Source organism: Actinoplanes sp. NPDC023801 (assembly GCF_040639655.1).
In the GTDB taxonomy this organism is placed as follows: Bacteria; Actinomycetota; Actinomycetes; order Mycobacteriales; family Micromonosporaceae; genus Actinoplanes.
The window spans coordinates 76,443-97,268 of sequence record NZ_JBFAAI010000031.1; the positions used below are offsets into that span (position 1 = coordinate 76,443).

General features: G+C 71.4%; 21 protein-coding genes. 8 read left to right on the forward strand and 13 right to left on the reverse strand.

What is annotated here, in order from left to right; all coding sequences use genetic code 11:
* Positions 1 to 42: 42 nt before the first annotated feature.
* Together AB0G04_RS36645 and AB0G04_RS36650 are read left to right on the forward strand one after the other, a co-directional pair.
* Complete coding sequence (locus AB0G04_RS36645) at positions 43 to 1,308, forward strand: DUF1800 domain-containing protein (RefSeq protein WP_360992709.1); 1,266 nt, start codon at positions 43 to 45, stop codon at positions 1,306 to 1,308.
* A gap of 13 nt (positions 1,309 to 1,321) precedes the next feature.
* The gene (locus AB0G04_RS36650) at positions 1,322 to 2,551 is read left to right on the forward strand and encodes a DUF1501 domain-containing protein (RefSeq protein WP_360992712.1); all 1,230 of its coding nucleotides are present in this window, start codon (positions 1,322 to 1,324) and stop codon (positions 2,549 to 2,551) included.
* Here the strand turns inward: AB0G04_RS36650 and AB0G04_RS36655 are convergent.
* On the reverse strand, positions 2,541 to 3,461 hold the full coding sequence (locus AB0G04_RS36655; RefSeq protein ID WP_360992715.1) for a serine hydrolase: 921 nt from the start codon (positions 3,459 to 3,461) through the stop codon (positions 2,541 to 2,543). The two genes, AB0G04_RS36650 and AB0G04_RS36655, sit on opposite strands and share 11 nt — an antisense overlap.
* A gap of 134 nt (positions 3,462 to 3,595) precedes the next feature.
* Here AB0G04_RS36655 and AB0G04_RS36660 point away from each other — a divergent pair, with 134 nt between their 5' ends.
* Positions 3,596 to 4,312: a hypothetical protein gene (locus tag AB0G04_RS36660; protein WP_360992718.1), complete on the forward strand. Its 717-nt coding sequence runs from the start codon at positions 3,596 to 3,598 to the stop codon at positions 4,310 to 4,312.
* Here the strand turns inward: AB0G04_RS36660 and AB0G04_RS36665 are convergent, their stop codons facing one another.
* The 3 genes from AB0G04_RS36665 to AB0G04_RS36675 all read right to left on the reverse strand — a co-directional run bounded on the left by AB0G04_RS36665 (position 4,313) and on the right by AB0G04_RS36675 (position 7,428).
* Positions 4,313 to 5,461, reverse strand: a complete 1,149-nt coding sequence (locus AB0G04_RS36665) for a cytochrome P450 (RefSeq protein WP_360992721.1) — start codon at positions 5,459 to 5,461, stop codon at positions 4,313 to 4,315.
* Positions 5,462 to 5,581: 120 nt separating this feature from the next.
* The gene (locus AB0G04_RS36670) at positions 5,582 to 6,613 is read right to left on the reverse strand and encodes a S1 family peptidase (RefSeq protein ID WP_360992724.1); all 1,032 of its coding nucleotides are present in this window, start codon (positions 6,611 to 6,613) and stop codon (positions 5,582 to 5,584) included.
* A gap of 266 nt (positions 6,614 to 6,879) precedes the next feature.
* Positions 6,880 to 7,428: a winged helix-turn-helix domain-containing protein gene (locus AB0G04_RS36675; RefSeq protein ID WP_360992727.1), complete on the reverse strand. Its 549-nt coding sequence runs from the start codon at positions 7,426 to 7,428 to the stop codon at positions 6,880 to 6,882.
* A 249-nt stretch (positions 7,429 to 7,677) separates the two neighbouring features.
* Here AB0G04_RS36675 and AB0G04_RS36680 point away from each other — a divergent pair, with 249 nt between their 5' ends.
* A complete protein-coding gene (locus AB0G04_RS36680; protein WP_360992730.1) occupies positions 7,678 to 8,160 on the forward strand; it encodes an NAD(P)H-dependent oxidoreductase in 483 nt (160 codons plus the stop codon).
* Positions 8,161 to 8,184: 24 nt separating this feature from the next.
* On the opposite strand, the gene AB0G04_RS36685 is transcribed toward AB0G04_RS36680, so the two are convergent.
* From AB0G04_RS36685 to AB0G04_RS36705, 5 genes are read right to left on the reverse strand one after another with little or no spacing between them, the layout of a single operon-like run.
* Complete coding sequence (locus AB0G04_RS36685; RefSeq protein ID WP_360992733.1) at positions 8,185 to 9,807, reverse strand: S8 family peptidase; 1,623 nt, start codon at positions 9,805 to 9,807, stop codon at positions 8,185 to 8,187.
* Between the two features lie 38 nt (positions 9,808 to 9,845).
* Positions 9,846 to 10,472, reverse strand: coding sequence for a response regulator transcription factor (locus AB0G04_RS36690; protein ID WP_360992735.1), 627 nt, complete (start codon positions 10,470 to 10,472; stop codon positions 9,846 to 9,848).
* Positions 10,469 to 11,617, reverse strand: coding sequence for a histidine kinase (locus tag AB0G04_RS36695; RefSeq protein WP_360992738.1), 1,149 nt, complete (start codon positions 11,615 to 11,617; stop codon positions 10,469 to 10,471). Before AB0G04_RS36695 ends, AB0G04_RS36690 begins: the two co-directional genes overlap by 4 nt.
* A 5-nt stretch (positions 11,618 to 11,622) precedes the next feature.
* Positions 11,623 to 12,048 carry an ABA4-like family protein gene (locus AB0G04_RS36700; protein ID WP_360992741.1) on the reverse strand — a complete coding sequence of 142 codons (426 nt, stop codon included), beginning with the start codon at positions 12,046 to 12,048 and terminating at the stop codon, positions 11,623 to 11,625.
* Positions 12,045 to 12,965: a hypothetical protein gene (locus AB0G04_RS36705; RefSeq protein ID WP_360992744.1), complete on the reverse strand. Its 921-nt coding sequence runs from the start codon at positions 12,963 to 12,965 to the stop codon at positions 12,045 to 12,047. The genes AB0G04_RS36700 and AB0G04_RS36705 overlap by 4 nt, the downstream gene beginning before the upstream one ends.
* Positions 12,966 to 13,076: 111 nt before the next feature.
* Here AB0G04_RS36705 and AB0G04_RS36710 point away from each other — a divergent pair, with 111 nt between their 5' ends.
* The 3 genes from AB0G04_RS36710 to AB0G04_RS36720 all read left to right on the forward strand — a co-directional run bounded on the left by AB0G04_RS36710 (position 13,077) and on the right by AB0G04_RS36720 (position 16,035).
* Positions 13,077 to 14,504 carry a hypothetical protein gene (locus AB0G04_RS36710; protein ID WP_360992747.1) on the forward strand — a complete coding sequence of 476 codons (1,428 nt, stop codon included), beginning with the start codon at positions 13,077 to 13,079 and terminating at the stop codon, positions 14,502 to 14,504.
* Positions 14,501 to 15,049 carry a nucleotidyltransferase family protein gene (locus AB0G04_RS36715; RefSeq protein WP_360992750.1) on the forward strand — a complete coding sequence of 183 codons (549 nt, stop codon included), beginning with the start codon at positions 14,501 to 14,503 and terminating at the stop codon, positions 15,047 to 15,049. Before AB0G04_RS36710 ends, AB0G04_RS36715 begins: the two co-directional genes overlap by 4 nt.
* Positions 15,050 to 15,231: 182 nt before the next feature.
* Complete coding sequence (locus AB0G04_RS36720) at positions 15,232 to 16,035, forward strand: pectate lyase (RefSeq protein WP_360992753.1); 804 nt, start codon at positions 15,232 to 15,234, stop codon at positions 16,033 to 16,035.
* A 299-nt stretch (positions 16,036 to 16,334) separates the two neighbouring features.
* Here the strand turns inward: AB0G04_RS36720 and AB0G04_RS36725 are convergent, their stop codons facing one another.
* The 3 genes from AB0G04_RS36725 to AB0G04_RS36735 form a co-directional block, all read right to left on the reverse strand.
* The gene (locus AB0G04_RS36725; protein ID WP_360992756.1) at positions 16,335 to 17,213 is read right to left on the reverse strand and encodes a DJ-1/PfpI family protein; all 879 of its coding nucleotides are present in this window, start codon (positions 17,211 to 17,213) and stop codon (positions 16,335 to 16,337) included.
* 138 nt (positions 17,214 to 17,351) lie between these two features.
* Positions 17,352 to 17,933, reverse strand: coding sequence for an isochorismatase family protein (locus tag AB0G04_RS36730; protein WP_360992759.1), 582 nt, complete (start codon positions 17,931 to 17,933; stop codon positions 17,352 to 17,354).
* A gap of 69 nt (positions 17,934 to 18,002) precedes the next feature.
* Entirely contained in the window at positions 18,003 to 19,592 is a 1,590-nt protein-coding gene (locus tag AB0G04_RS36735) for a DUF6194 family protein (RefSeq protein ID WP_360992762.1), read from the reverse strand.
* On the opposite strand from AB0G04_RS36735, the gene AB0G04_RS36740 reads away from it, so the two are divergent.
* Positions 19,591 to 20,427, forward strand: coding sequence for a TioE family transcriptional regulator (locus AB0G04_RS36740; RefSeq protein ID WP_360992765.1), 837 nt, complete (start codon positions 19,591 to 19,593; stop codon positions 20,425 to 20,427). The two genes, AB0G04_RS36735 and AB0G04_RS36740, sit on opposite strands and share 2 nt — an antisense overlap.
* Here the strand turns inward: AB0G04_RS36740 and AB0G04_RS36745 are convergent.
* Positions 20,406 to 20,816 carry a PRC-barrel domain-containing protein gene (locus tag AB0G04_RS36745; RefSeq protein WP_360992768.1) on the reverse strand — a complete coding sequence of 137 codons (411 nt, stop codon included), beginning with the start codon at positions 20,814 to 20,816 and terminating at the stop codon, positions 20,406 to 20,408. The two genes, AB0G04_RS36740 and AB0G04_RS36745, sit on opposite strands and share 22 nt — an antisense overlap.
* Positions 20,817 to 20,826 lie beyond the last annotated feature (10 nt).

Below are 20,826 nucleotides of genomic sequence, written 5' to 3' on the forward strand. Positions count from 1 at the left end.
GTCCTTACCTCTCCCTTACATCGACGCTCTACGTTCCACGGCATGACCGATCGCCGCCGGACGGCCCACCTGCTCCGCCGGCTCACCTTCGGACCGACCGCCGCAGAGGTGGACGACGCAGCGCGAGCCGGCCACGAGGCCACCCTTGTGTCGCTGCTTCGTCCCGCCGCGCCCGCGCCGCCACCGGATCTGGGCCCGGACCCGCTCAGCCGGCTCGGTCCGGACGCGACCCGCGAGCAGCGGCAGAAGGCCCGGCGGGAGCAGGCCGACCAGGTGGCCGAGCTGACCCGGTGGTGGCTGGGGCGGATGGCCGCGGGCGGCGCCGCCGAGAAACTGACCTTCTTCTGGCACGGCCACTGGGCCACCAGCGCCCGCAAGGTGCGATCCGCCCAGCTGATGTTCACGCAGCAACAGACCTTCCGCCGGTACGGCCATGGCGACACCGGCCCTCTGGTCCGGGCGATGCTGCGTGACCCGGCACTGATCCTCTGGCTGGACGGGCAGAAGAACACCCGCAAGGCACCGAACGAGAACCTGGCCCGCGAGGTCATGGAACTGTTCACCCTCGGGGCGGGCGCCTACACCGAGGACGACGTCAAGGCGGCCGCCCGGGTTCTCACCGGCTGGCAGGTCGATCGGGTGACCGGCAACGTCCGGCTCGCGCCCGGTCGCCATGACGGCCGGGCGGTCACCCTGTTCGGCCGGACCGGGACGCTGGACGTGGACTCGTTCGCCGGCGCCCTGGTCCGGCACGAGGCTCATGTGCCCTTCCTGGCACGACGGCTGTGGGAGCGGTACGCCTCGCCGGACACCGTCCCACCGCCCGGGATCGCCGCGGCCGGCCGGGACACCACCGCCCTGCTGACCGCGCTCTGCCGGGACCCGGCGTTCGACGCCACCGGTGGGACCCTGGTGAAACAGCCGGTCGAATGGCTGGTGGGCGCGGTACGGCAGCTCGGCGTGCCGGTCGCCGGCCTGGCGTCCGCCGACCAGCGGCAGCTGCTGAACATCCTGCGCTCGCTGGGTCAGGTCCCGCTGCGGCCGCCGTCGGTCGGTGGCTGGCCGATCGGCGTGTCCTGGCTGACCACGTCGTCGGCGCTGACCCGGCTGCGCGCCGGGCAGCGGCTCGCGGCGCTGGCCCCGGCCGCCGCCGACCGGCTGACCGGTGACGACCGGCTCGACGCACTGGCCGGGATGCTCGTCATCGACGGCTGGTCCAACCGGACCGCGGCCGCGCTGCGGGCGATCAGGAACCCGCGGCAACTGCTGGCAGCCGGTCTGGCCAGCCCCGAGTACGCCATCCAGTGAGGACGACGAAGCAATGGACACCATCACCCGGCGCCGTTTCCTGGTCGCCGGCGGCGTCACCGGAGCAGCGCTTGCCGGCGGCACCGCCTACGGCCTGCGCGACATCCTGGGCACCGCCGCGGACCGTGACCCGGCGGCACGGATCCTCGTGCTGGTCACCCTCTACGGCGGCAACGACGGGCTGAACACCGTGGTGCCGTACGCGGATGCGGCGTACCGATCGGCCCGCCCGGACCTGGCCTACGCACCGGAGGAGGTCCTCGACCTGGGAAACGGCATCGGACTGAACCCCGGCCTGGCCGGGCTGCACCGGCGGTACCGGGACGGTGGGCTGGCCGTCGTCCGTGGGGCGGGCTATCCGAAGCCGAACCGCAGCCACTTCCAGTCGATGGACATCTGGCAGACCGCGCAGCCCGGACGGCCCGGCGTCACCGGCTGGCTCGGCCGCTGGCTCGACACCGTGGGCGGCGACCCGCGGCTCGCGGTGTCGTTCGAGCCGGTCCTGCCGCCGCTGCTGGCCGGGGCCACGAGCGCCGGGGCCACGGTTCCCGGCGGTGTGGTGTCGCTGCCCGGCGGTGTCTCCCCGGAACTGGTAGCCGGGCTCGGTACGCCGGTCCCCGGCGAGCCGCCCGCCCTGGCCCGCGCCGCGGCCTGCTTCGCCGACCTGATGCGCGTCCAGGACCTGATGAGACAGGTCGCCGAGGGCGCGGCCGAGGACGAGGAGACCGACGAGGGCGACACTCCAGGGGCGACCGCGACCGGTGGCGCCGCCCCGCCGCTGGATCAGCAGCTCGCCCTCGTCGCCAGATGCGTCGAGGCAGGCGCGGCGACCCGGGTCTACTCGGTGTCGCTGGGCGGGTTCGATCTGCACGCCGACGGCAAGGAGCAGCAGCGCTCGCTGCTGGCCAGGCTGGACAAGCCGCTGACCGCCTTCGCCGACCGGATGGCCGGCCGGGGTGTGGTGATCGCGGTGTACTCGGAGTTCGGCCGCCGGGTGCGGGCCAACGCCTCGGACGGCACCGATCACGGCACGGCGTCGGACATGTTCCTGCTCGGCGACGGGGTACGGGGCGGCATGCACGGCGAGCCGCCGAGCCTGACCGATCTCGACGACGGCGATCTGAAGTTCACCGTCGACTTCCGCGACATCTACGCGACGCTGCTGGACGGGGTGCTCTCCGCCGATCCGGAACGGATCCTGGACGGCTGGCGTGGCCGGATGCCGGGCCTGCTCAGTACTTGAGGTGCGTCCGGGTGAGCTTCGCGGCCTTCTCCACCAGGGAGATCCCGTTCGGCATCGTCTTGTTGGTGTGCGACAGGACCGCGATCGAGACGTCGGTGTCGTCGTCGGTGATCTGACCGACCGTGTTGATGATCCACAGATTGCTCTCGGTGGAGCGCTGGAGCCAGCCGTTCTTGACGGTGGCGTCCTCACCCTCCTTGGCCACGGCCGGGACGCCCCAGTCCTGGTCGGGGGCGACGGTGCTCATCAGCTTGTGGGCGTACGCCCGGGAGGCCTCGGTCAGTTCGCTCTTGTCGTCGACCAGCTGGGAGAGCAGCTTGACCTGATCCTTCACGGTCGTCCGCGTCAGGCCCCAGGAGCTGCTGACCTTGGTCTGGGTGAGACCCAGCCGCTTGTTGCAGGCGGTCAGCCCGCCGATCCGGCCCACCTTGCCGTACAGCGACGTGGTCGCGGCGTTGTCGCTGTACCGGATCATCTTGTCGGCCAGCGACTTCTCGCCGCCGGTCAGCTTGCGACCGTCGTCCTGGGCGGTGAGCAGCAGGCAGGCGAGCACCTGCACCTTGACCACGCTGGCGGTCTCGTACTTCTCGTCGCCTCGGTAGGACCAGGTCTCACCGGTCGTCCGGTCGAGGACGGCCACGGAGAACTCGGGTTTGCCGGCCGCGTACTTCTTGATCGCCGCGTCCAGCGCCTTGACCCGCTTGGCCCGTTCGATGGCAGCCAGTTCCTCGGGGGTCGGCCCGGTCGGTGTGGGTGAGGCGGTGGGAGTGTCCCGGAAGGCTCCGGCCAGGGCGCCGCCGCCGGTCCCGCCGGAGTCTCCGTCGGCCAGGAGGCCCTTGGCCACCAGGACCGAGCCGCCCAGGATGCCGAGCGCGGCCACCGTCACGATGAGGTTCCGGGTACGAAGCACCCATGCATACTGCCGTGTCCGGCCGCCGGATGGCTCATCGGAATCCCGTGTATTCCCGACTTTCGACGTTCCGCTCCGTCACCGGTACGGTCCGTCACCGGGTGGCGGGTGCGGTAACAGCGCACAATGGGCACATGTTCTCTTTCGTGTCCGGCGTCATCCAGCTGACCGCGTCGGCAGCGGGCCGGGTGATCGAGACGGCGGCCACCGCGGCGACCGTCCCGGTCCGTGCGGTCGCCCTGATCGGCCAGACGGAGTTGCTGCTCAACCGGATCACTCTGGCCGTCGCACAGGTCGAGGAGCTGATCAAGCGGGTGACGCTGGTGGCCACCTCGGCCGAGGCGGCGGTCGCCGACATCCGGGCGACCGCGACCACCGCCACTCTCGCCGTCGAGGAGGCCGCCACCGTCGCGACGGCCGCCGGTGACCTGATCCGCCGGGTGTCGCTCACGGCGGAGGCCGCCGGCGTGGTCGTCGGTGACGCGGCCACCGCGGTGGGTGACGTCACCGCCATCACGACGCGGGCCGCCAAGGTCGCCGACGAGGTCGACGTCATGGTCGGGGACTTCTCCCCCACCCTGCGCAGCGCCGCCCCGCTCGCCGCCCGCTTCGTGTCCGAGCTCACCCCCGCCGAGGTGACCGCGGCGATCCGGATGATCGACGAGTTGCCCGCCCTGCAGCGGCACCTCGTGCACGACGTGATGCCGCTGCTCGGCAAGCTCGACCAGGTCGGCCCGGATCTGCACAAGCTGCTCGAGGTGACCGAGGATCTGCACCTGGCCATCGCCGGGCTGCCGGGCCTGAAGATGCTGCGCCGCCGCGGCGAGGAGCGGGTGCACGACCAGCCCTGATCAGACGGCCAGGATCATGCCCTTCAGTTCGTAGGAGGCGATGTCCGGGCGGATCGTCACCCTCGGTTCCTGGATCATCCGCAGTCCGGGCATGGCGAACAGTTTGCTGAGGAAGATGTCGGTCTCCTGGATCGCGATGTGGGCGCCGGGACACCGGTGCGCGCCGTCGCCGAAGGAGAGGCCGGGCCCGACCGGCCGGCCGGGGCACACCGCGCCCGGCTGGTCGCCGGTCTCGCTGCGGTCCAGATTGGCCGCGGCCACGGCGACGTCCACCCGGGCACCGCTGGGGATGGTCACGTCGCCGACCTCGACGTCGGCGGTGGTGTGCCGGAGCAGGTCGCCGACGACCGGTTCGAGGCGCAGGATCTCGTGCAGGATCGCCACGCGTTCCGGCGGGGCGCCGGCGGCGTACCGCTCGCGCAGTGTCTCGTCGGTGAGCAGATGCCAGGCGGCGACCGTGATGAACTCGCGGGTGGTGACCATCCCGGCGGCCGCGAACGTGACGCACTCGCCGAGGATCTCGGCGGTGGTGCAGCCCTCGTCGATGAGGTGCGAGATCAGGTCGTCGCGCCGCTGCCGCCGCCGGGCCGCGACGGCCGGGCGCACGTCACGCCAGAGGAACGACAGCAGGACGTAGTTGTTGAAGGCCTTCTGCCGGGCCGCCGCCAGTCCACGGGCGTCCGGATCGGGGATGCGGAAGAACCGGTCGAGCCGGTGCGGCATGCCGGGCGGGCTCTCGGTGAGGCCGACGACCTCGGCGGCGACCGCGACCGCCAGCTGGAAGGAGAGTGCCGAGAGATCGGCCGCGCCGCGCCTGCGCAGCACCTCGCACTGTTTGTCGGCGAGCCGGTGCATCAGGTCCTGGTATGCGGACTCGACCCGTTTCGGGGTGAAGTACCGTGCCGTCTGCCGTCGCTGCTCACGGTGTTCGGGCCCGTCCCGGTACAGCATCGGCAGTCGCATCCGGCCCTGGTGGCGAAGTGCGTTCTCGATACCGAGCCCGGCCTGGCGGGTGTCGGTGTGCCGCAGGAACAGCCGCGCGGTGGCGTAGTCCTGAATCCGCCAGACCCCGTCGTCCCCGTGCGCTACCGGGCAGCCCGGCGTTCCGGCGCCGCGGTGCACCTTGCGGCTGTTGTTCACTGTGGTCATCCATGAATTGTGATACAGCGCACCCGCCCCCGATCAAGTGACCGGGGGCGGGTGTCCGTGCCGGGCCGGTCCGGTCAGCCGGAGCACACGCGGTGTGCCCCGGCCACCGGGCCGAGGGGATCAGAAGACCGAGACGCCGTACGCGCTGAGGGCCTCGACGACCGGCTGGAAGTAGGTCACGCCGCCGCTCGTGCAGTTGCCGCTACCGCCCGAGGTCAGGCCGTGCGCGGTGGTGCCCGAGTAGAGCGAGCCGCCGCTGTCGCCCGGCTGGGCGCAGACGGTGGTGCGGATGAGGCCGGAGACCGAGCCCTCGGCGTAGTTCACCGTGCTGTTGAGCGCGGTGACCCGGCCGGAGCGGGTGCCGGTGGTGGAGCCACGACGGGTGACGGTCGCGTTGACTGCCGGGGTGGCGGCCCGGGTGATGTCGACCGAGGTACCGACGCCACCGGTCTTGGTGATCGTCGTGTTGGTGTAGCGGACGATGCCGTAGTCGTTGCCGGGGAAGCTGGTGCCGGCGGTGGTGCCGAGGGTCACCGAGCCGTTGTTCCAGGACGAGGTGCCCCGGGTGCAGTGGCCGGCGGTGAGGAAGAAGTTGGTGCCGGCGCTGTTGCGCACGTTGAAGCCGAGCGAGCAGCGGCCGCCGCCGGAGTAGATGGCGTCGCCACCGGAGATCCGCAGGCTGAGCTTGCCGGGGATGCTCTCCACGCGGGCGGTGTCGCCGAGCTTGGCGACGGTGGCCTTGACGGCGGCGAGCTTGGCGCCGGTGACGCTCTCGTCGACGGAGACGATGACCTGGTTGGTGACCGGGTCGACGGCGAACGCGGTGCCCGGGGTCTTCAGGTTGACCTTCAGGCTCTCGTCGGCCGCGGCCAGCGTGGCACCGCTGCGCGTCACGTAGCGCGGGGTGGCGCCGGCGGCCTTCACCTCGGCGGCGGTCGCGGCGTCGGTCACGTTGACGACGAGCTTGCCGGCGGAGTCGAGATAGGAGCCGGCATCACGGACACCCAGACGGGTATCGAGGCTGGCGGCGAGGGTGGTCAGGTCGGCGGGCGCGATCGGGGCGGCCGCCGCGGGGGTGGCGGCGAGTCCGCTTCCGACGAGCAGGCCCATGGCCAGGCCGACGATCGGTCGGCGAAGCTTCGGGTTGAGCACGTTTCCTCCCAGGGGGAACGGGTAGGTGGTGGTACGCCCGCTTCGACGCACCGCGTGCTCGCAAGTATTTAAATTCCTCAATCCCCTGGCAAGATGTGTGAACGATCACCATCTATTGATCAACAGAGGGATGACCAGGAAGAACACCGTAGCCATATCGTGAACCTATTACCCGTTCGGGATGAATCCAAATAAAACGCAACCGGCCGGTGACCTCGGGTCACCGGCCGGCGCGGCGGCTACATCGACACACGGGGACCGCTCACCTACCGCTCGTCGATGACGATCACGGCATCATCGGCGAGCCGGTAACCGAGGCCGTACACCGTGGTGATCAGCTCCGGGTCGCCGAGTTTGGTCCGCAGACGGCTCACGTGCACGTCGACCGTGCGGTTGGTGGTGTGCCGGTGACCCCATACGTGGGTGAGCAGCTGCGATCGGCTGAACACCTGACGCGGGTGGCGGGCCAGGAAGAGCAGCAGGTCGTACTCCAGCCGGCTGAGCTCGAGCAGCCCGCCGCCCCGGAACGCGGTCCGGGCGCGCGGGTCGAGACGGATCTCCCCGGCGTTCTCCGTGGACCCCGCCGCCGCTGCGCCGTCCAGCTCCACCGCGGCCGATGCGCCGGCGGCGTCCACCAGTTCGCGCAGCGCGGCGAGCACACGCTCCCGGCCACCGGCACCGCCCGCGATGCTGATCGTCACGGTGACCGGCTGGTCATCCTCCACATGATGCTCCGGCGGCGGGTCGGGCACCGGCCGTAGCAGGACCGGGCGGGGGTACGTGGAGTGCGGATGGGCGACGGCGAGAGCGGACATGTGCGACTCCTTCACGATGAGTGAGGCAAGGATACTATTCCTATCTGCTTGATAGGCAGTGGCAGGCATCATATCCACCCTGGTGACAATTCCCTATCGAGTAACTAGGATTTCCTGCCATGGCCGGTCCCCAGCAGCCTCGCTCCGGCCTCGCCCGAGACCGGTGTCCTCCACGACGACCACGCGGCGGCTCCACCGGCCGCCCGGATCACTCCGGCGCTCTCACCGACGTAGAAAGGTCACATCACAATGACGGGAATCGTGGTGGTCTCCGGCAACCCGCGGGCCGGATCACGGACGTCGACGCTGGCCGTAGCGGTCGGTGAGGCGATCGCCGGGCAGCTCGGGTCACCGCAACCGCACGTCGTCGAGGCCGGGTCACTCGGCCCCGGCCTGCTCACGCCCGGCGACGAGGCGACCAAGGCCGCCGTCGCGGTCCTCACCGAGGCCAACCTGCTGGTCGTGGCCACGCCCACCTACAAGGGCAGTTACACCGGCGTGCTCAAGGTGCTGCTCGACCAGCTGCCGGCCAACGCACTGGCCGGCAAACTCGCCGTCCCGGTGGTGACCGCCGGTGTCGCACCGCAGGCCGCGGCTGCCGAGGCCCTGCTGCGTCAGCTGCTGGTCGAGCTCGGCGCCATCGTGGTCCGGCCGGGCCTGCCGGTGCTGGAGTCCGACCTGCCCGACTCCGGCGCGATCGCGCAGAAGTACGCGGCCGCGCTCGACTGGTGACGAGCGCGGCCGCGGACCGTCACGTCAGCTGACGGTCAGGGTGTAGCTCCTGGTCGCCGACTGGCCCCAGGCATCGGTGAAACGCACCGTGAAGGTGAACTCGCCGGCCGTGGCCGCAATGCCGGAGATCAGGCCGGACCCGCCGAGCTCCAGTCCGTCCGGAAGTGCCCCGGCGACCAGCGACCAGGACCCGTCCCGCCCGTCGGCGACCGTGAGCTGCTGCTCGTACGCCTCCTCGACGGCCGTGCCGGGCAGCGACCCGGTCTCGATCACCGGGGTGGAGGCCACCACCGGGATCACCACCCGCTTGGTGACCACCTGCGGCACGTAGTCGGTGAAGCGCACCGTCACCGTGTAGCGGCCCGGCTTCGCCGCGGTGCCGGAGAGCACACCGGACGAGGACAGCGACAGCCCGGCCGGCAGGGTCCCGGCGTCGATCCGCCAGGAGCCGCGACGCCCCGTGGTCAGCGCCAGGCGTGCCGAGTACGGCCGGCCCACCTCGGCGGTCGCCGTCTGGGAGGTCGCGATCACCGGGGCCTTGGGCGGCGCCGGGACGAACAGCAGCCGGTTCGGGGAGCCGGCCCGGTCGGTCACCCTGTCCTTGGTGGAGTCCGCGATCAGCCTCGCCTGCACCTGCGCCGGGGTCCAGGCCGGGTAGGCGTCCAGGATCAGCGCGGCCGCACCCGCCACGTGCGGCGCCGCCATCGACGTGCCGCTGTACCGGGCGGTGGCCGTGTTGCTCGCCGCGGTGGCCGATGTGATGTCCACGCCCGGCGCGAACAGGTCCACGCCCTTGCCGTAGTTGGAGAACGACGCGCGCCGGTCCCGGCTGTCGGTCGCTGCCACGGTGACCGCCGCCGGCACATCCGCCGGGCTGCTCAGCGAGACGTTCGAGTTCTCGTTGCCGCCCGCGACCACGTAGGTGATCCCGCTGGCGATCGAGTCCCGCACTGCGGCGTCGAGCGCCGGGCTGTACCCGCCGCCCAGGCTCATGTTGGCCACCGCCGGGTGGACCGCGTTCCCGGTCACCCAGTCGATGCCGTCGATGATGTCGGACACCCAGCCCTCGCCCGCGCAGTCCAGCACCCGGACCGCGACCAGCTTCACCTTCTTGGCCACGCCGTACGCCGACCCGCCGATGGTGCCGGCCACGTGCGTACCGTGCCCGTTGCAGTCGCTCGCGTCCGTGTCCCCGCCGACGAAGTCGTAGCCGTGCCGGGCCCGGCCGGCGAACTGCTGGTGACCGGTACGGATCCCGGTGTCGATCACATAGGCGTGCACCGCGTCGCCGTCAGCGGACGGCCGGTAACTCTTGGAGAGCGTCTTTCCGCGCTGATCCACCCGGTCCAGGCCCCACACCGGGTTCTTCTGCGTGGCGGTGAGCGCGACCTTCCGGTCCGGTTCGACGTACCGCACGGACGGGTCGGCGGCGAGCCGGTGAGCCTGAGCGGCGGTCAGCTCCGCGACGAAGCCGGGGAAGCCGCGGAAGTCACGCAGCAGGCGGCCGGAGCCGAGACCGTGCGCCGAGAAACCCGGGGCACCGTCCTTCAGCGTGACGATGTAGCGGCCCTGCGGCTCGGCGGCGTACGCCGGAACCGGGGTCGTGAGGGCGGAGGCGACCACAGCCGCGGCGATCCACTTGCGCATGCCCCCGGTGATCGGCCGCGACACACCCCGGTTGAGGGTTAGAGACGGTGGGCCAGCAGGGCCAGACGGACCCGGTTCGGACTCCCGGTCTTGGTCATCAGCGCGGCGATGTGGCTCTTCACCGTCGTCACCCCGATGTGCATCCGCTCGGCGATCTCGTTGTTGCTCAGCCCCTCCCCGACCAGGCCCAGCACCTCCTGCTCGCGGCCGGTCAGGCCGTCGACCGGTCCGCGCCGTTCCGGGCGTGCGTCGACCGCGCGGCGGACCAGCCGACGCAGCACCTCCTGGCTGAACGGGCTCTCCCCGGACGAGGCCTGCCGGATGCCGCCGAGCAGCTCCTCCGGCGGCGCGTCCTTGAGCAGGAAACCGCAGGCGCCGGCCTGCAACGCCGGATAGAGGTGGTCGTCGTCGCCGAACGTGGTCAGCACCAGGACCCGGGCCGACGGGCGGGCCGCCACGATCCGGCTGGTCGCGGTGATCCCGTCGACCCCCGGCATCCGCAGGTCCATCACGATCACGTCGGGCAGCAGGCGGGCGGCCGACTCGATCGCGGCCCGCCCGTCCCCGGCCTCGCCGACGACCTCCATGCCCGGTTCGGCGTCGCAGAGCATCCGCAACCCGGCCCGGATCAGCTGCTGATCGTCCACGAGCAGGACCCGGATCATCCCGGCAGCACGGTGCTCACACGCCATCCCTTCCCGTCCGGCCCGGCGGTGAGAACCCCGCCCAGCACCTCGACCCGCTCCCGCATGCCGGTCAGTCCGTGCCCGCCGCCGACCGGGACGTCCCGGGGGCCGCTCAGCGGGTGCCCACCATCGTCCGTCACGCCCCAGGTGAGATCGGAACCGGTCATGGCAACCGTCAGCGAGGCCGTGGCGGCGGGGCCGGCGTGTTTTGCCACGTTCGTCAGCGCCTCCTGGGTGAGGCGGAGCACCGCCAGGCCACGGACGGCGTCCAGGCCTCCGACCGCCGGGTCGATCTCCGCCTCCACGATCACCCCGGCCAGGCGGGCCTTCTCCACGGCGCCGGCCAGCGCGGCGGGCAGGGCCGAGGGCTCGATCGCGGTGAGGGACGCGTCACCCCGTACGCCATCGGGGTCCCGGAGCACCGCGACCAGCCGCCGCAGATCCGTCAACGCCTCCGTCCCGGTCCGATGGACGTCGTCGAAGACGTCGGTCACCTTCGGGTCGAGGCCGGGCAGCACGTGCCGGGCCACGCCGACCCGCAGCACCACCGAGGCGATGTGGTGGGCGACCACGTCGTGCAGTTCACGGGCGATGGCCGCCCGTTCGTCGGCACGCGCGGCGCGCTGCTCCGACTCGGCCCGGCGGGCCGCCTGCAGACCGAGTTCGTGGGTGGTGCGACCGACCGTGCCGATCAGGACCGGCAGGCCCAGGCTGGTGGCCAGGCCGACGAGCTGTTCGGTGAGACTCACGTCCGAGCCGGGCAGCCCGAACGCCAGGTAGACGGCGGCGACCAGGCCGGTCCCGGCTCCGACCCAGGCCTGCCGCGGCGCCCAGAACGCCAGCTCACCGAGCGCCCAGGCGGTGCCCACCTGACTGATCGTCGGGTCGTCGAGAACGATCAGGCTGATGGCGAACAGCACGGTCTGCACCAGCAGGTTGATCGGCTGACGCCGGTGCAGCAGCAGGCCGGACCCGAACGCGAGACCGGCGAGCACCCACTGCGGCCCGGTCGGCGGCTGCTGCGTCCCGCAGATGACGAGCAGGTACCCGACTCCGCTGGCGATCAGCAGCATCATCCGCGGAAGCGTCTTCCGTGCGTCGAACAGACGACCCGCCCAGCTCATGGCGGTCAGCCTAGGCGCTCGCGCCAGCGGGGACGCACTGCCAGGTAGGCGGCCAGCCCGAGGGGCCCCAGCATGATCGTGAGCAGCAGGATCGGCGCCATCACCAGCACCGGCACACCACGCTCCCGGCTGTCCAGGTAGGACCATCGGCCGACGAACAGGTCGAAGGCGATCATGTGCGCCCATCCGGCCGCCGCGCCGGCCGGGGAGCCGAGCAGTCCGGCCACCCCGTCCAGGGTCGGGTTCGACACCGCCGACCACACGCCGCCGAAGTCCGGCACGATCAGCGCCGCGTAGATCGCCACGATCGGCAGGACGATCAGCGGACTCTTCATGATCCGCTCGGTCCAGGACCACTTCGGCAGCACGATCATCAGCGCCCAGAACGGCACGGCCAGCAGGAACGTCAGGTCGAAGAGGATCCCGGTCATGACCGGCTCCACACCGCGGCGACACTCGCGGCGGCGGTCACCGTCGCGAGCGCTGCGAACGCGGCGAGGGTGATCGCGTCCGGTTCCAGCAGCGGTTGCGCACGCAGCGCCTGCCAAGTCAGAAGAAGCACGAGTACGGCGTACGCGCTCCCGCCGATCAGCACAAGACGTGCCCGTACCCGATCCGCCAGCCGGGTCCACCGGCCGAGAGCGAACGCGAGGAGCGGGATGGCCTGCAGCGCGTGCAGCCCGACGAAGTGGCTGATCCGCAGATCGCCGCCGGTGGTGCTCCACCCGGTGACCGGCATGCCCGGCCCGCCGTCCGGCACGCCGACCGAGTGCGCCCCGATCATCCCGGTGTCGGTGACCTGCGAGGTCATCAGGAACGCGAGCGCCATGCCGAGCAACGAGACACCCAGCCCCAGCCGGATCGCGAACGCCGCCGGCCGGTCCGGGATCCGCTGCCGCAGCGTCACGACACCGATCACCACCTGGGCGAGGAACAGCACCATGATCGATGTGCCCATGACCGACCAGAGCAGCGCGTCGAGCGGGGTCTCCATGTTGTAGTGGCTGGTCCGGCCGCGCAGTACCTGCGCCACGATGATGGCCAGCTCGGCGACCGCCACGCCGACGATGATGATGCCGGACCATTCGGCGGGACGGCTGCGGCGCGGCAGGATCGCCAGCATCCAGGCCAGCGTCCAGGCGTAGAAGACGAAAGAGACGGCGAACTTGAAAGGCTTGAGCCAGATCGGTACGCCCGTGAGTATCCGGTCGTCGAGGAAGACACCGGCGGCCGAGATGACGGCCAGCACCGCCGCGGCGGCGGTCAGCCAGAGCAGCGGCCGGTTCCAGCGGACCGGCGTGCGCAGAACGGGCAGGCTGCCCGCGGTAAGCGAATCGATGGTGGTCATGAGGACACGTTCCCGCTCGTGCGGCCCCGGATCGCCCGCCCGGCGGCCGCATTCACGGCCGGTCGAAGGAGGGCTTCTCCTCCCTTGGTAGGAGAAGCCCATACTGGCGCGGTGGATCATTCCGTCCCCCTGATTGACTTCCCCGCCGACGAGACCGGCCGGCGTTCCAGCACCGCTTTCGGGCGGGCCGTCGTCGCCGACGCGCTCCGTCACGTCGACCCGTCCGCCGCGGCAGCCGCCGAGCGTGAGACGGACTGGCGGCGCGGCTATCTGCGCCACTTCCGGGCCCTGGTGGAGACCGGACTGGCCGCCGACGGCACAGCCGGCTACGAGATCGCCGAAGCCGGGCTGGCGTCGGTGCAGGCCCGCGTCCGGTACCGGCGCGACGACGGCGAGTTCACCCTGGCCCAGGCGCTGATGGCGGCGCCCGGACGGTCCTTCGACACGATCGAGGTGAAGGGGCCGGAGCGGCCGGAGACCGAGGTCGTCCTGCCGTACCGGGGGGAACTGCTGCGCGGTGACGCCCTGCAACGCCGCCTGGACGCCTGGGTCGCCGCCGGCGTCGTCGAGGAGTCGTGCGCCGAGGCGGTTCGCGAGGTCGCCGATTCGCCGGACTGGCTCGACCTGAGCGACCAGACGCTGGTCGCGGCCGGAGCCGGCACCGAGATGGGCCCGGTCGGCGCGGTCCTCGGCTGGGGCGGCACCGTCCTGGCACTCGACCTGCCCCGCGAACGCGTGTGGCAGCGCGTCGAATCCATCGCGGCCGGCAGTGCGGGGCGGCTGCTCGCCCCGATCAGTGGTGACGTGCCCGGCGCCGACCTGCTCAGCGACCTCAGCGCGGCCGCCCAGTGGGTGCTCGGTTTCGAGGGCCGGCTGATTCTCGGCAACTACGTGTACGCCCCCGGCGGGGACTACCCGCTGCTCGCCGCGGCCGTCGACGCGCTCGGCACCCACCTGCGGCACCACCGGCACGACACGGCACTCGCCTTCCTCGCCACCCCGACCGACGTCTACGCCGCCCCGGCCGCCGCCGTCCATCACGCCCGGGAGCGGTACGCCGCCCGCAGCGCCCGGGCGAGGATGACCGCCGCCGTCTCGGCGGGCCGGCTGATGCGCCCCAACTACCCGTGCGACGAGGTGCCGGGGCTCAACGACAGTCTCGTACCGCAGCAGGGACCCAACTACGCCCTGGCCAAGCGGGTGCACCGGTGGCGGGCCACGCTCACCCGGCGCGACGGGGTGGTCAGTTTCGCGGTGGCGCCGCCGACCCGTACCCGGTCGGTGCTCAACAACCGCCTGCTCGCCGCCGCCTACGCCGGTGCGCACCTGTTCGACGTGGAGATCTTCGAACCGGCGACCGCCAGCAAACTGATGGCACTGCTGCTCGTGCACCAGATCCGTAAACCGCGGGCGGCGTCCCCCGCTGCCTGGGCCGACGAGGCCGTCGCCGCCGCGCACGGCGGTCTGTGGCACACCGCGTACCACCCGCGGACGGCGCTGCCGCTGGCCGCGGTCCGGGGCCTGGTACTGCCGCGATGACGGCGGCGGGGCTGGTGCTGGCGGCCGGGGCGGGACGGCGTTACGGCATGCCGAAGGCGCTGGTCCCGTACCAGGGGCGACTGCTGGTGCAACGTGCCGCGGACACGTTGCGCGAGGCCGGGTGCGCGCACGTCACGGTGGTGCTCGGGGCGGCGGCCGAGGAGGTCCGGGCCGCCGCCCCGGACCTCCCGGCGACCGTGTTCAACCCGGACTGGGCGACCGGGATGGGCTCGTCGCTGCGCGCCGGGCTGGCCGCTCTCGAGCCGACCGCCGCGACCGCCGCGCTGGTCCTGCTCGTCGACATGCCGGGGGTCAGCGCCGAGGCGGTCCGCCGGATCCTCGCCCACACCGGTCCCGGGGCACTCGTGACGGGTGGTTATGGCGACCGGCGCGGGCATCCGGTGCTGCTCGGGAGGGACCACTGGGCCGGGGTGGCGGCGGGCGCCACCGGTGATCGGGGTGCCCGCGACTACCTGCGGGCCAACGCCGTCCGGGTGGTGCCGGTGGGCGATGTCGCCGACGACACCGATATCGACGTTCCGTGACCACCCGGTAGCACAAAATTACAGGCAACCTTTTCGCGCGGCGTACACACTTAATCAGTGGAATGCATTTCTCTGTGCAATTCCATTGGCCGGTTAATTTACTGATTAAGTGAGTTGACAGGGATTATCGAACGGGGCCAGCATTGGCCCCGTTCCCCCATTGATCCCCGGAAAGGCTTCACGTGTTCAACAATCTGCGGAAACGGTGGCGCGCCGGTGTCGTGGCGCTCGCCGCCCTCGGACTCGGACTCGGAGCGGTCGTCCACACACAGGGCGCCTCCGCCGCGACATGGCCGACCGCCACCGGCTCCGTGAAGCTCACCGCCAGCAAGTCCGTCTCCGGCACCCTCGACGGCGGGTTGAAACGTTACGTCGGCAGCGGTGCCCTCGGCGGCTCCGGCCAGGAGGAGGGCCAGGACCCGCTCTTCGTCCTCGCCGACGGCGCCACCCTGAAGAACGTCATCATCGGCTCCCCCGCCGCCGACGGCGTCCACTGCCTGGGCTCCTGCACCATTTCCAACGTGTGGTGGGAGAACGTCGGCGAGGACGCGGCCACCTTCAAGGGCGGATCGAGCGCCAAGTACACCGTCACCGGCGGCGCCGCCAAGGGGGCCGACGACAAGGTGTTCCAGCACAACGGCGGAGGCACCCTGACCGTCAGCAACTTCGCGGTCAGCGACTTCGGCAAGCTCTACCGCTCCTGCGGCAACTGCTCCACCCAGCACAAGCGGGCCGTCGTCCTGAAGAACGTCGCCGTCACCGCCCCCGGCTCGAGCCTCGTCGGCATCAACGCGAACTTCGGCGACACCGCCACGTTCTCCGGCATCACCATCGCCGGTGACAGCAGCAAGAAGATCTCCATCTGCGTCACCTACAAGGGCAACAAGACCGGCGCCGAACCCACCAAACTCGCCACCTACAAAGCGAGCACCGGCGGCGACGGAACCAGCTGCAAATTCACCAGCTCCAACGTGACCTACAAATAATCGGTTTGCTGCTCCACCGTGCGTTCCCCCGACGCTTTCCCCCGGTGTGAGCGCGAACCACCAGAGAAACGGCCGGGCCCGGTGCCAGACGGGTCCGGCCTTTCTCGTACGTATGCCGGCCGGGCGTGGCCGCCGTCTCGTGCACCCGCGACGGCGCACCACACCCGGCCAGAACCCAGCGCTGTAACAGCCACCCGGAAACAGCGCTGCATCCTGGCCGCCGAACCCCGGCCAGAACCCAGCGCTGCAACAGCCACCCGGAAACAGCGCCGCGTTCTGGCCGGGGTTCGCGGCTTCGGTCAGCGGGAGCGGAGACGGCGGAGCATCCGGGCATCGGTGAAGCCGACGGCCCGGGCCGCGGCCTCGAGCGTCGAGCCGTGGCCGATCAGGTACTCGGCGCGCTCCACCCGCAGAACCTGCTGATAGCGGAGCGGCGTACGGCCGGTCGCGGCGGTGAACAGGCGGGTCAGGGTGCGTTCACTGACACCGGCACCGGCGGCCAGGTCGGCAAGTGGCAGCACGCCGGCGAATTCGGCGTCGATCCGGTCCTGCACCCGGTGCACCACGTCGCTGAGATGTGCACGGTGCCGCAGCATGGCGCTGTGCTGCTGTTCGTCGCCGTTGCGGCGGGCGTAGACGACCATCTCGCGGGCCACCCGGGCGGCGGCCGCCGGCCCCTGCCGCTGGGCGACCAGGTGCAGGGCCAGGTCGATACCGCTGGCGATGCCGGCCGAGGTGACCACCCGGTCGTCGCAGACGTAGAGCACGTCACGGGCGACGGTCGCTTTCGGGAACCGGCGGGCCAACCCGTCCTGCAGATCGTGGTGGGTGGTGCAGCGGCGCCCGTCGAGCAGTCCGGCACGGCCGAGGGCGTCGGCTCCGGCGCAGACGCTCGCGACCGTGCCGCCCGCCCGATGGTGTGCGGCGATCCGATCAAGCGTGGCGGCGGTGAAGAAGCCGTAACCGTTGCGCCAGCCCGGCACCAGGAGCAGGTCGTCGGCGGTGAGCTCGGGCCAGTCCAGCGAGGCGCAGAGCGGCACGCCCTGCCAGGTGGGCACCGGTGAGGCCTCGGCCACGTAGACGAGTTCGTAGCCCGGCGCGGTGGAGAACACCTGGGCGGGACCGGCGAGATCGAGCAGGTGCACCTGCGGGGTCAGCACGAACAGCACCCGGCTCACGATCCGGTCACCCCTTCCGGCGGACGGACGCAACGATACGGCCGCCCGGCAGGCACCGCGACGCGGCGGTCGGCAGACGCCGCGTCGCGACGGTCGGAGACGCCGTGGCGGTCGGCAGGCGCCGCGACGTGGCGGTCGTCAGCCCACGATCTCGGCGACGGTCCGGACCGTGGCGAAACGGCCGGAGAGGGCGTAGACGGTGCGGGCCGCCACGTCGGCGGCGGAGAGGGTACGCGGGTCGGCGAGCAGTTCCTCGACGGTCTGGCCGGCGGGGGCGTCCGGGTGCGGGATCGGGTTGGTGGCGGTGGCGTCGATCGCGAAGGTGACCTGGTAGCCGAGGTCGGAGGCGACACGGGCGGTGGTCTCGACGCACTGTTCGGTACGCAGGCCGCACACCGTGATCGTGCGGACTCCCGCCGTGGTGAGCAGGTGCTGCAGGTTGGTGGTGGTGAACGCGTTGTGGACGGTCTTGGTCAGCAGCGGTTCGCCGGGGGCCGGGGACAGCTCGTCCATCACCCGGACGTGGCCGCTCGCCGGGTCGAAGGTGTTGCCGGTGCCGGGTTCGGCGTGGAGCACCCAGATCACCTGGTCGCCGGCGGCGCGGGCGGCGTCGACGAGCTGCCCGACCTTCTTGGCCACATCGGGGTTGTCGGTGGTGGCCCAAAGCGGGCGGGCACGGAAGGACTCCTGGACGTCGATCACGACGAGCGCGTTTGTCATACCTGCAATCCAACCGTTCCGCAGGCCGGGCCAGAAGGCACCATCAGGCCCGGCCCCGGAACGATCCGGTCAGGCTCCGGTGCGGCGGCGTTCCCGTGCGGCGGACCGGGTGCGGGCCTTGTCGAGCAGGCGGGCGACGTCGTCGGCGGTGGCCGGGCCGGGGTTGACGACGCTCACCCAGCCCTGCACCGCATAGGCGGGGTGCGGGATCAGCGTGTCCGGCTCCGCGAAGTCGATCTTGTCGCGGTGTTCCGCGAACTCCTCCGGGCCATAGCCGAACAGTTCGCGGAACCCGTCGCGTCCCACCTCGATGTTGAGCCGGTAACGTCCCGCGCCGGAGAGCTGGGAGCGCTCGTCGAAGTCGGGTACGTCGTGGCCGACGATCGTGGCAAAGGGGCGCATCCGGTCCTCGCCGGCGAAGAAGAAACGATCACCCCAGGTGTACGGCGGCATCTCGGAGCCCGCCTCGATCCGGGTCTCCGTCACGCCCGGCATGCCGCTGATCCGGGCGGCGTCGGCGGCACCGGGACCGTGTCCGATGTGCAGGATCGCGTCGCTCGTCCCGACGATCCCGGCGGTCAGCGGGAAGTGGCCGAGCAGGTCGGTCGCCCGTTCCCGCAGGCCGTCGCCGGCGGGTGGCGGCAGGAGCGCGGTGTCGGGGCCGAGCCGTTCCTCATAGGTGCCGGGTTCCGGCCGGTCGAGTCCGGCGGGCGCGCTGGCGCCGAGGCTGCCGGCGACGAACACGTAGCGGTCGCCGAGCAGCACGGACACGATCGATCCGGCGCCGGCCCACTCGGCGGCGTAGTCGACGCCCTCCCAGTGGGTCTCCCACCGGCTCGGGCCGCGCTGCAGGTGGGTGTTGTGGGCGGCGACCAGGACCGGGCCGCGGTCCCGCTCGGTGGCCAGGATGTCGAGCAGGTTCTGCGCCATGATCGAGTCACGGGTGGCGAGCAGGCGGCCGATCCGCTCCGACTGGCTGCCGGGTGCGGCGAGCGCCGCGTGGTAACCGAGCAGGCCGATGACGGTGGTGGCGAGCACCTTCGCCCGATACCAGGCAGCCGTGGAGGTCTCGGCGACGAGGCGGGGCGCGTGGCCGTACAACATCGTTCTGAGATCCTCGGCAAAGCCGCGAAGCGCGGCAGCCTCCGGTGACCGGCCGGGCGATCGCGTCGCGTCATACATGATCTCCGGCGCGCTCCAGGCGGCGTCGTCACCGATCAGAAGATCAAGATCCGGATTCTGTACGCCTACGTAAGAGCACAGTTCACGAAGGTATTTCCCGGGGCCGGGGGCGGCCTCGATCTCGGTGGGAGCGTCGAAGCCGTGGAAGGCGATGCGCTCGTGCGGTGGCAGGTCCGCGTTGTGGGCGCGCAGCCAGTCGACCAGTTCGCGGGTGGCCGGGTGCTCGCCCCAGCCGTGACTGATGCCGGTGGTCAGGTCGAGGTCGTCGCTGCGGTGCCGCACGTAGTCGTCGACCGTGAGCCCGGCGGCGCGGTCCGACTCGATCGCGACGGCGCGGAATCCGTGCCCGGCGAGCGTCTCGAGAATCCGGTTGCGGAGGCGGGGGAACGCCGGTTCGCCGTGGTACGGCTCGCCCAGCGCGAGCAGGTGCGGCCGGCGCTCGGAGATCAGGGACTGCAGCTCGGTGTCGAAAGCCATGACCTCAACCGTATCGTTGAACCAGCGGTTGAAGCTTTTGCCGATTCGACCTGGAGAAGTCGCTCTGAAGTCTCAAAACGGAGTTCACCGGCCGGTGGATCTGGCGCGGGTGCACGGGCTGTCCGCGCAGGCGATCCGCAACTACGAGCAGGCCGGAGTGATCCCGCCGGCCGGGCGCACGGCGAGCGGCTACCGGATCTACACCGACGAGCACGCGAGAGCGCTGGCGGCCTATCTCGCACTGATCCCGGGGTACGGCCACGCCGCGGCCGGGGAGATCATGCGAGCGGTGCTCCGGGACGACCTCGACGCCGCCCTGGCCGTGATCGATGCCGCACACGTGCAGCTGCGCCGTGACCGGGACACGGTGACCAGCGTCGCGGCGGCCCTGACCGAGGCACCGGCCGGGCCGGCGTCGGATCGGCCGCTCTCCGTCGGCGCACTCGCCCACCGGCTCGGCATCACCCCGGCGACGCTGCGCAAATGGGAGCGGGCCGGGATCCTCGCGCCGGCCCGGTCGAAGGGCGCCCGGGTCTACTCCTCCGACGACGTCCGCGACGCCGAACTGGCGCACCTGCTACGCCGCGGCGGATACCTGCTCGATCACATCTCGGCCGTGATCGAGCAGGTCCGCGCCGCCGGTGGGCCCGGACCGCTTGCCGCATCGATCGAGCAGTGGCGGGCCCGGCTCACCGCCCGCGGGCGGGCCATGCTCACCGGCGCGGCCCGGCTGTCGGACCATCTGGACGGCATACGGACATACGCCGCCCCGCCCGTGGGGGTGACGGGCGGGGCGGCGGGTTCAGGTGACGATCAGCGGGGGAAGTCGCGGTAACTACCGGTGTAGTAGTCGCCGACCTGCTCCCGGTACTCCGCCGTCTCGAAGGTGTCCTTGTCGTACTCGGGAGAGTTCTTGATCTGCTCCTTCGTACGGTCGACGTACACCTTGCGCTCGTTGTGGTCGAACGTCTGCACCGTGCCGGCCGGGAGGAGAACCTTCCGTCCGAAGATCCACGGTCCGGTGTCGACCACCAGGAAAGCACTGCCGACGTCGTGGCTGGCCTTGTCGACCGCGCCGATGTGACCATCGGTCGCCTCGACCTTGTAGCCGACCAGGTCCACGCCGGACGTACCGGACTCGTCGGCGGCCTCCACGGTCACCGGGTCGTTGCCCAGTGCCGACGGCTCCCGCCAGGTCCACGGAGTGAACGGTGTCGGTTGCATAACGGCCTCC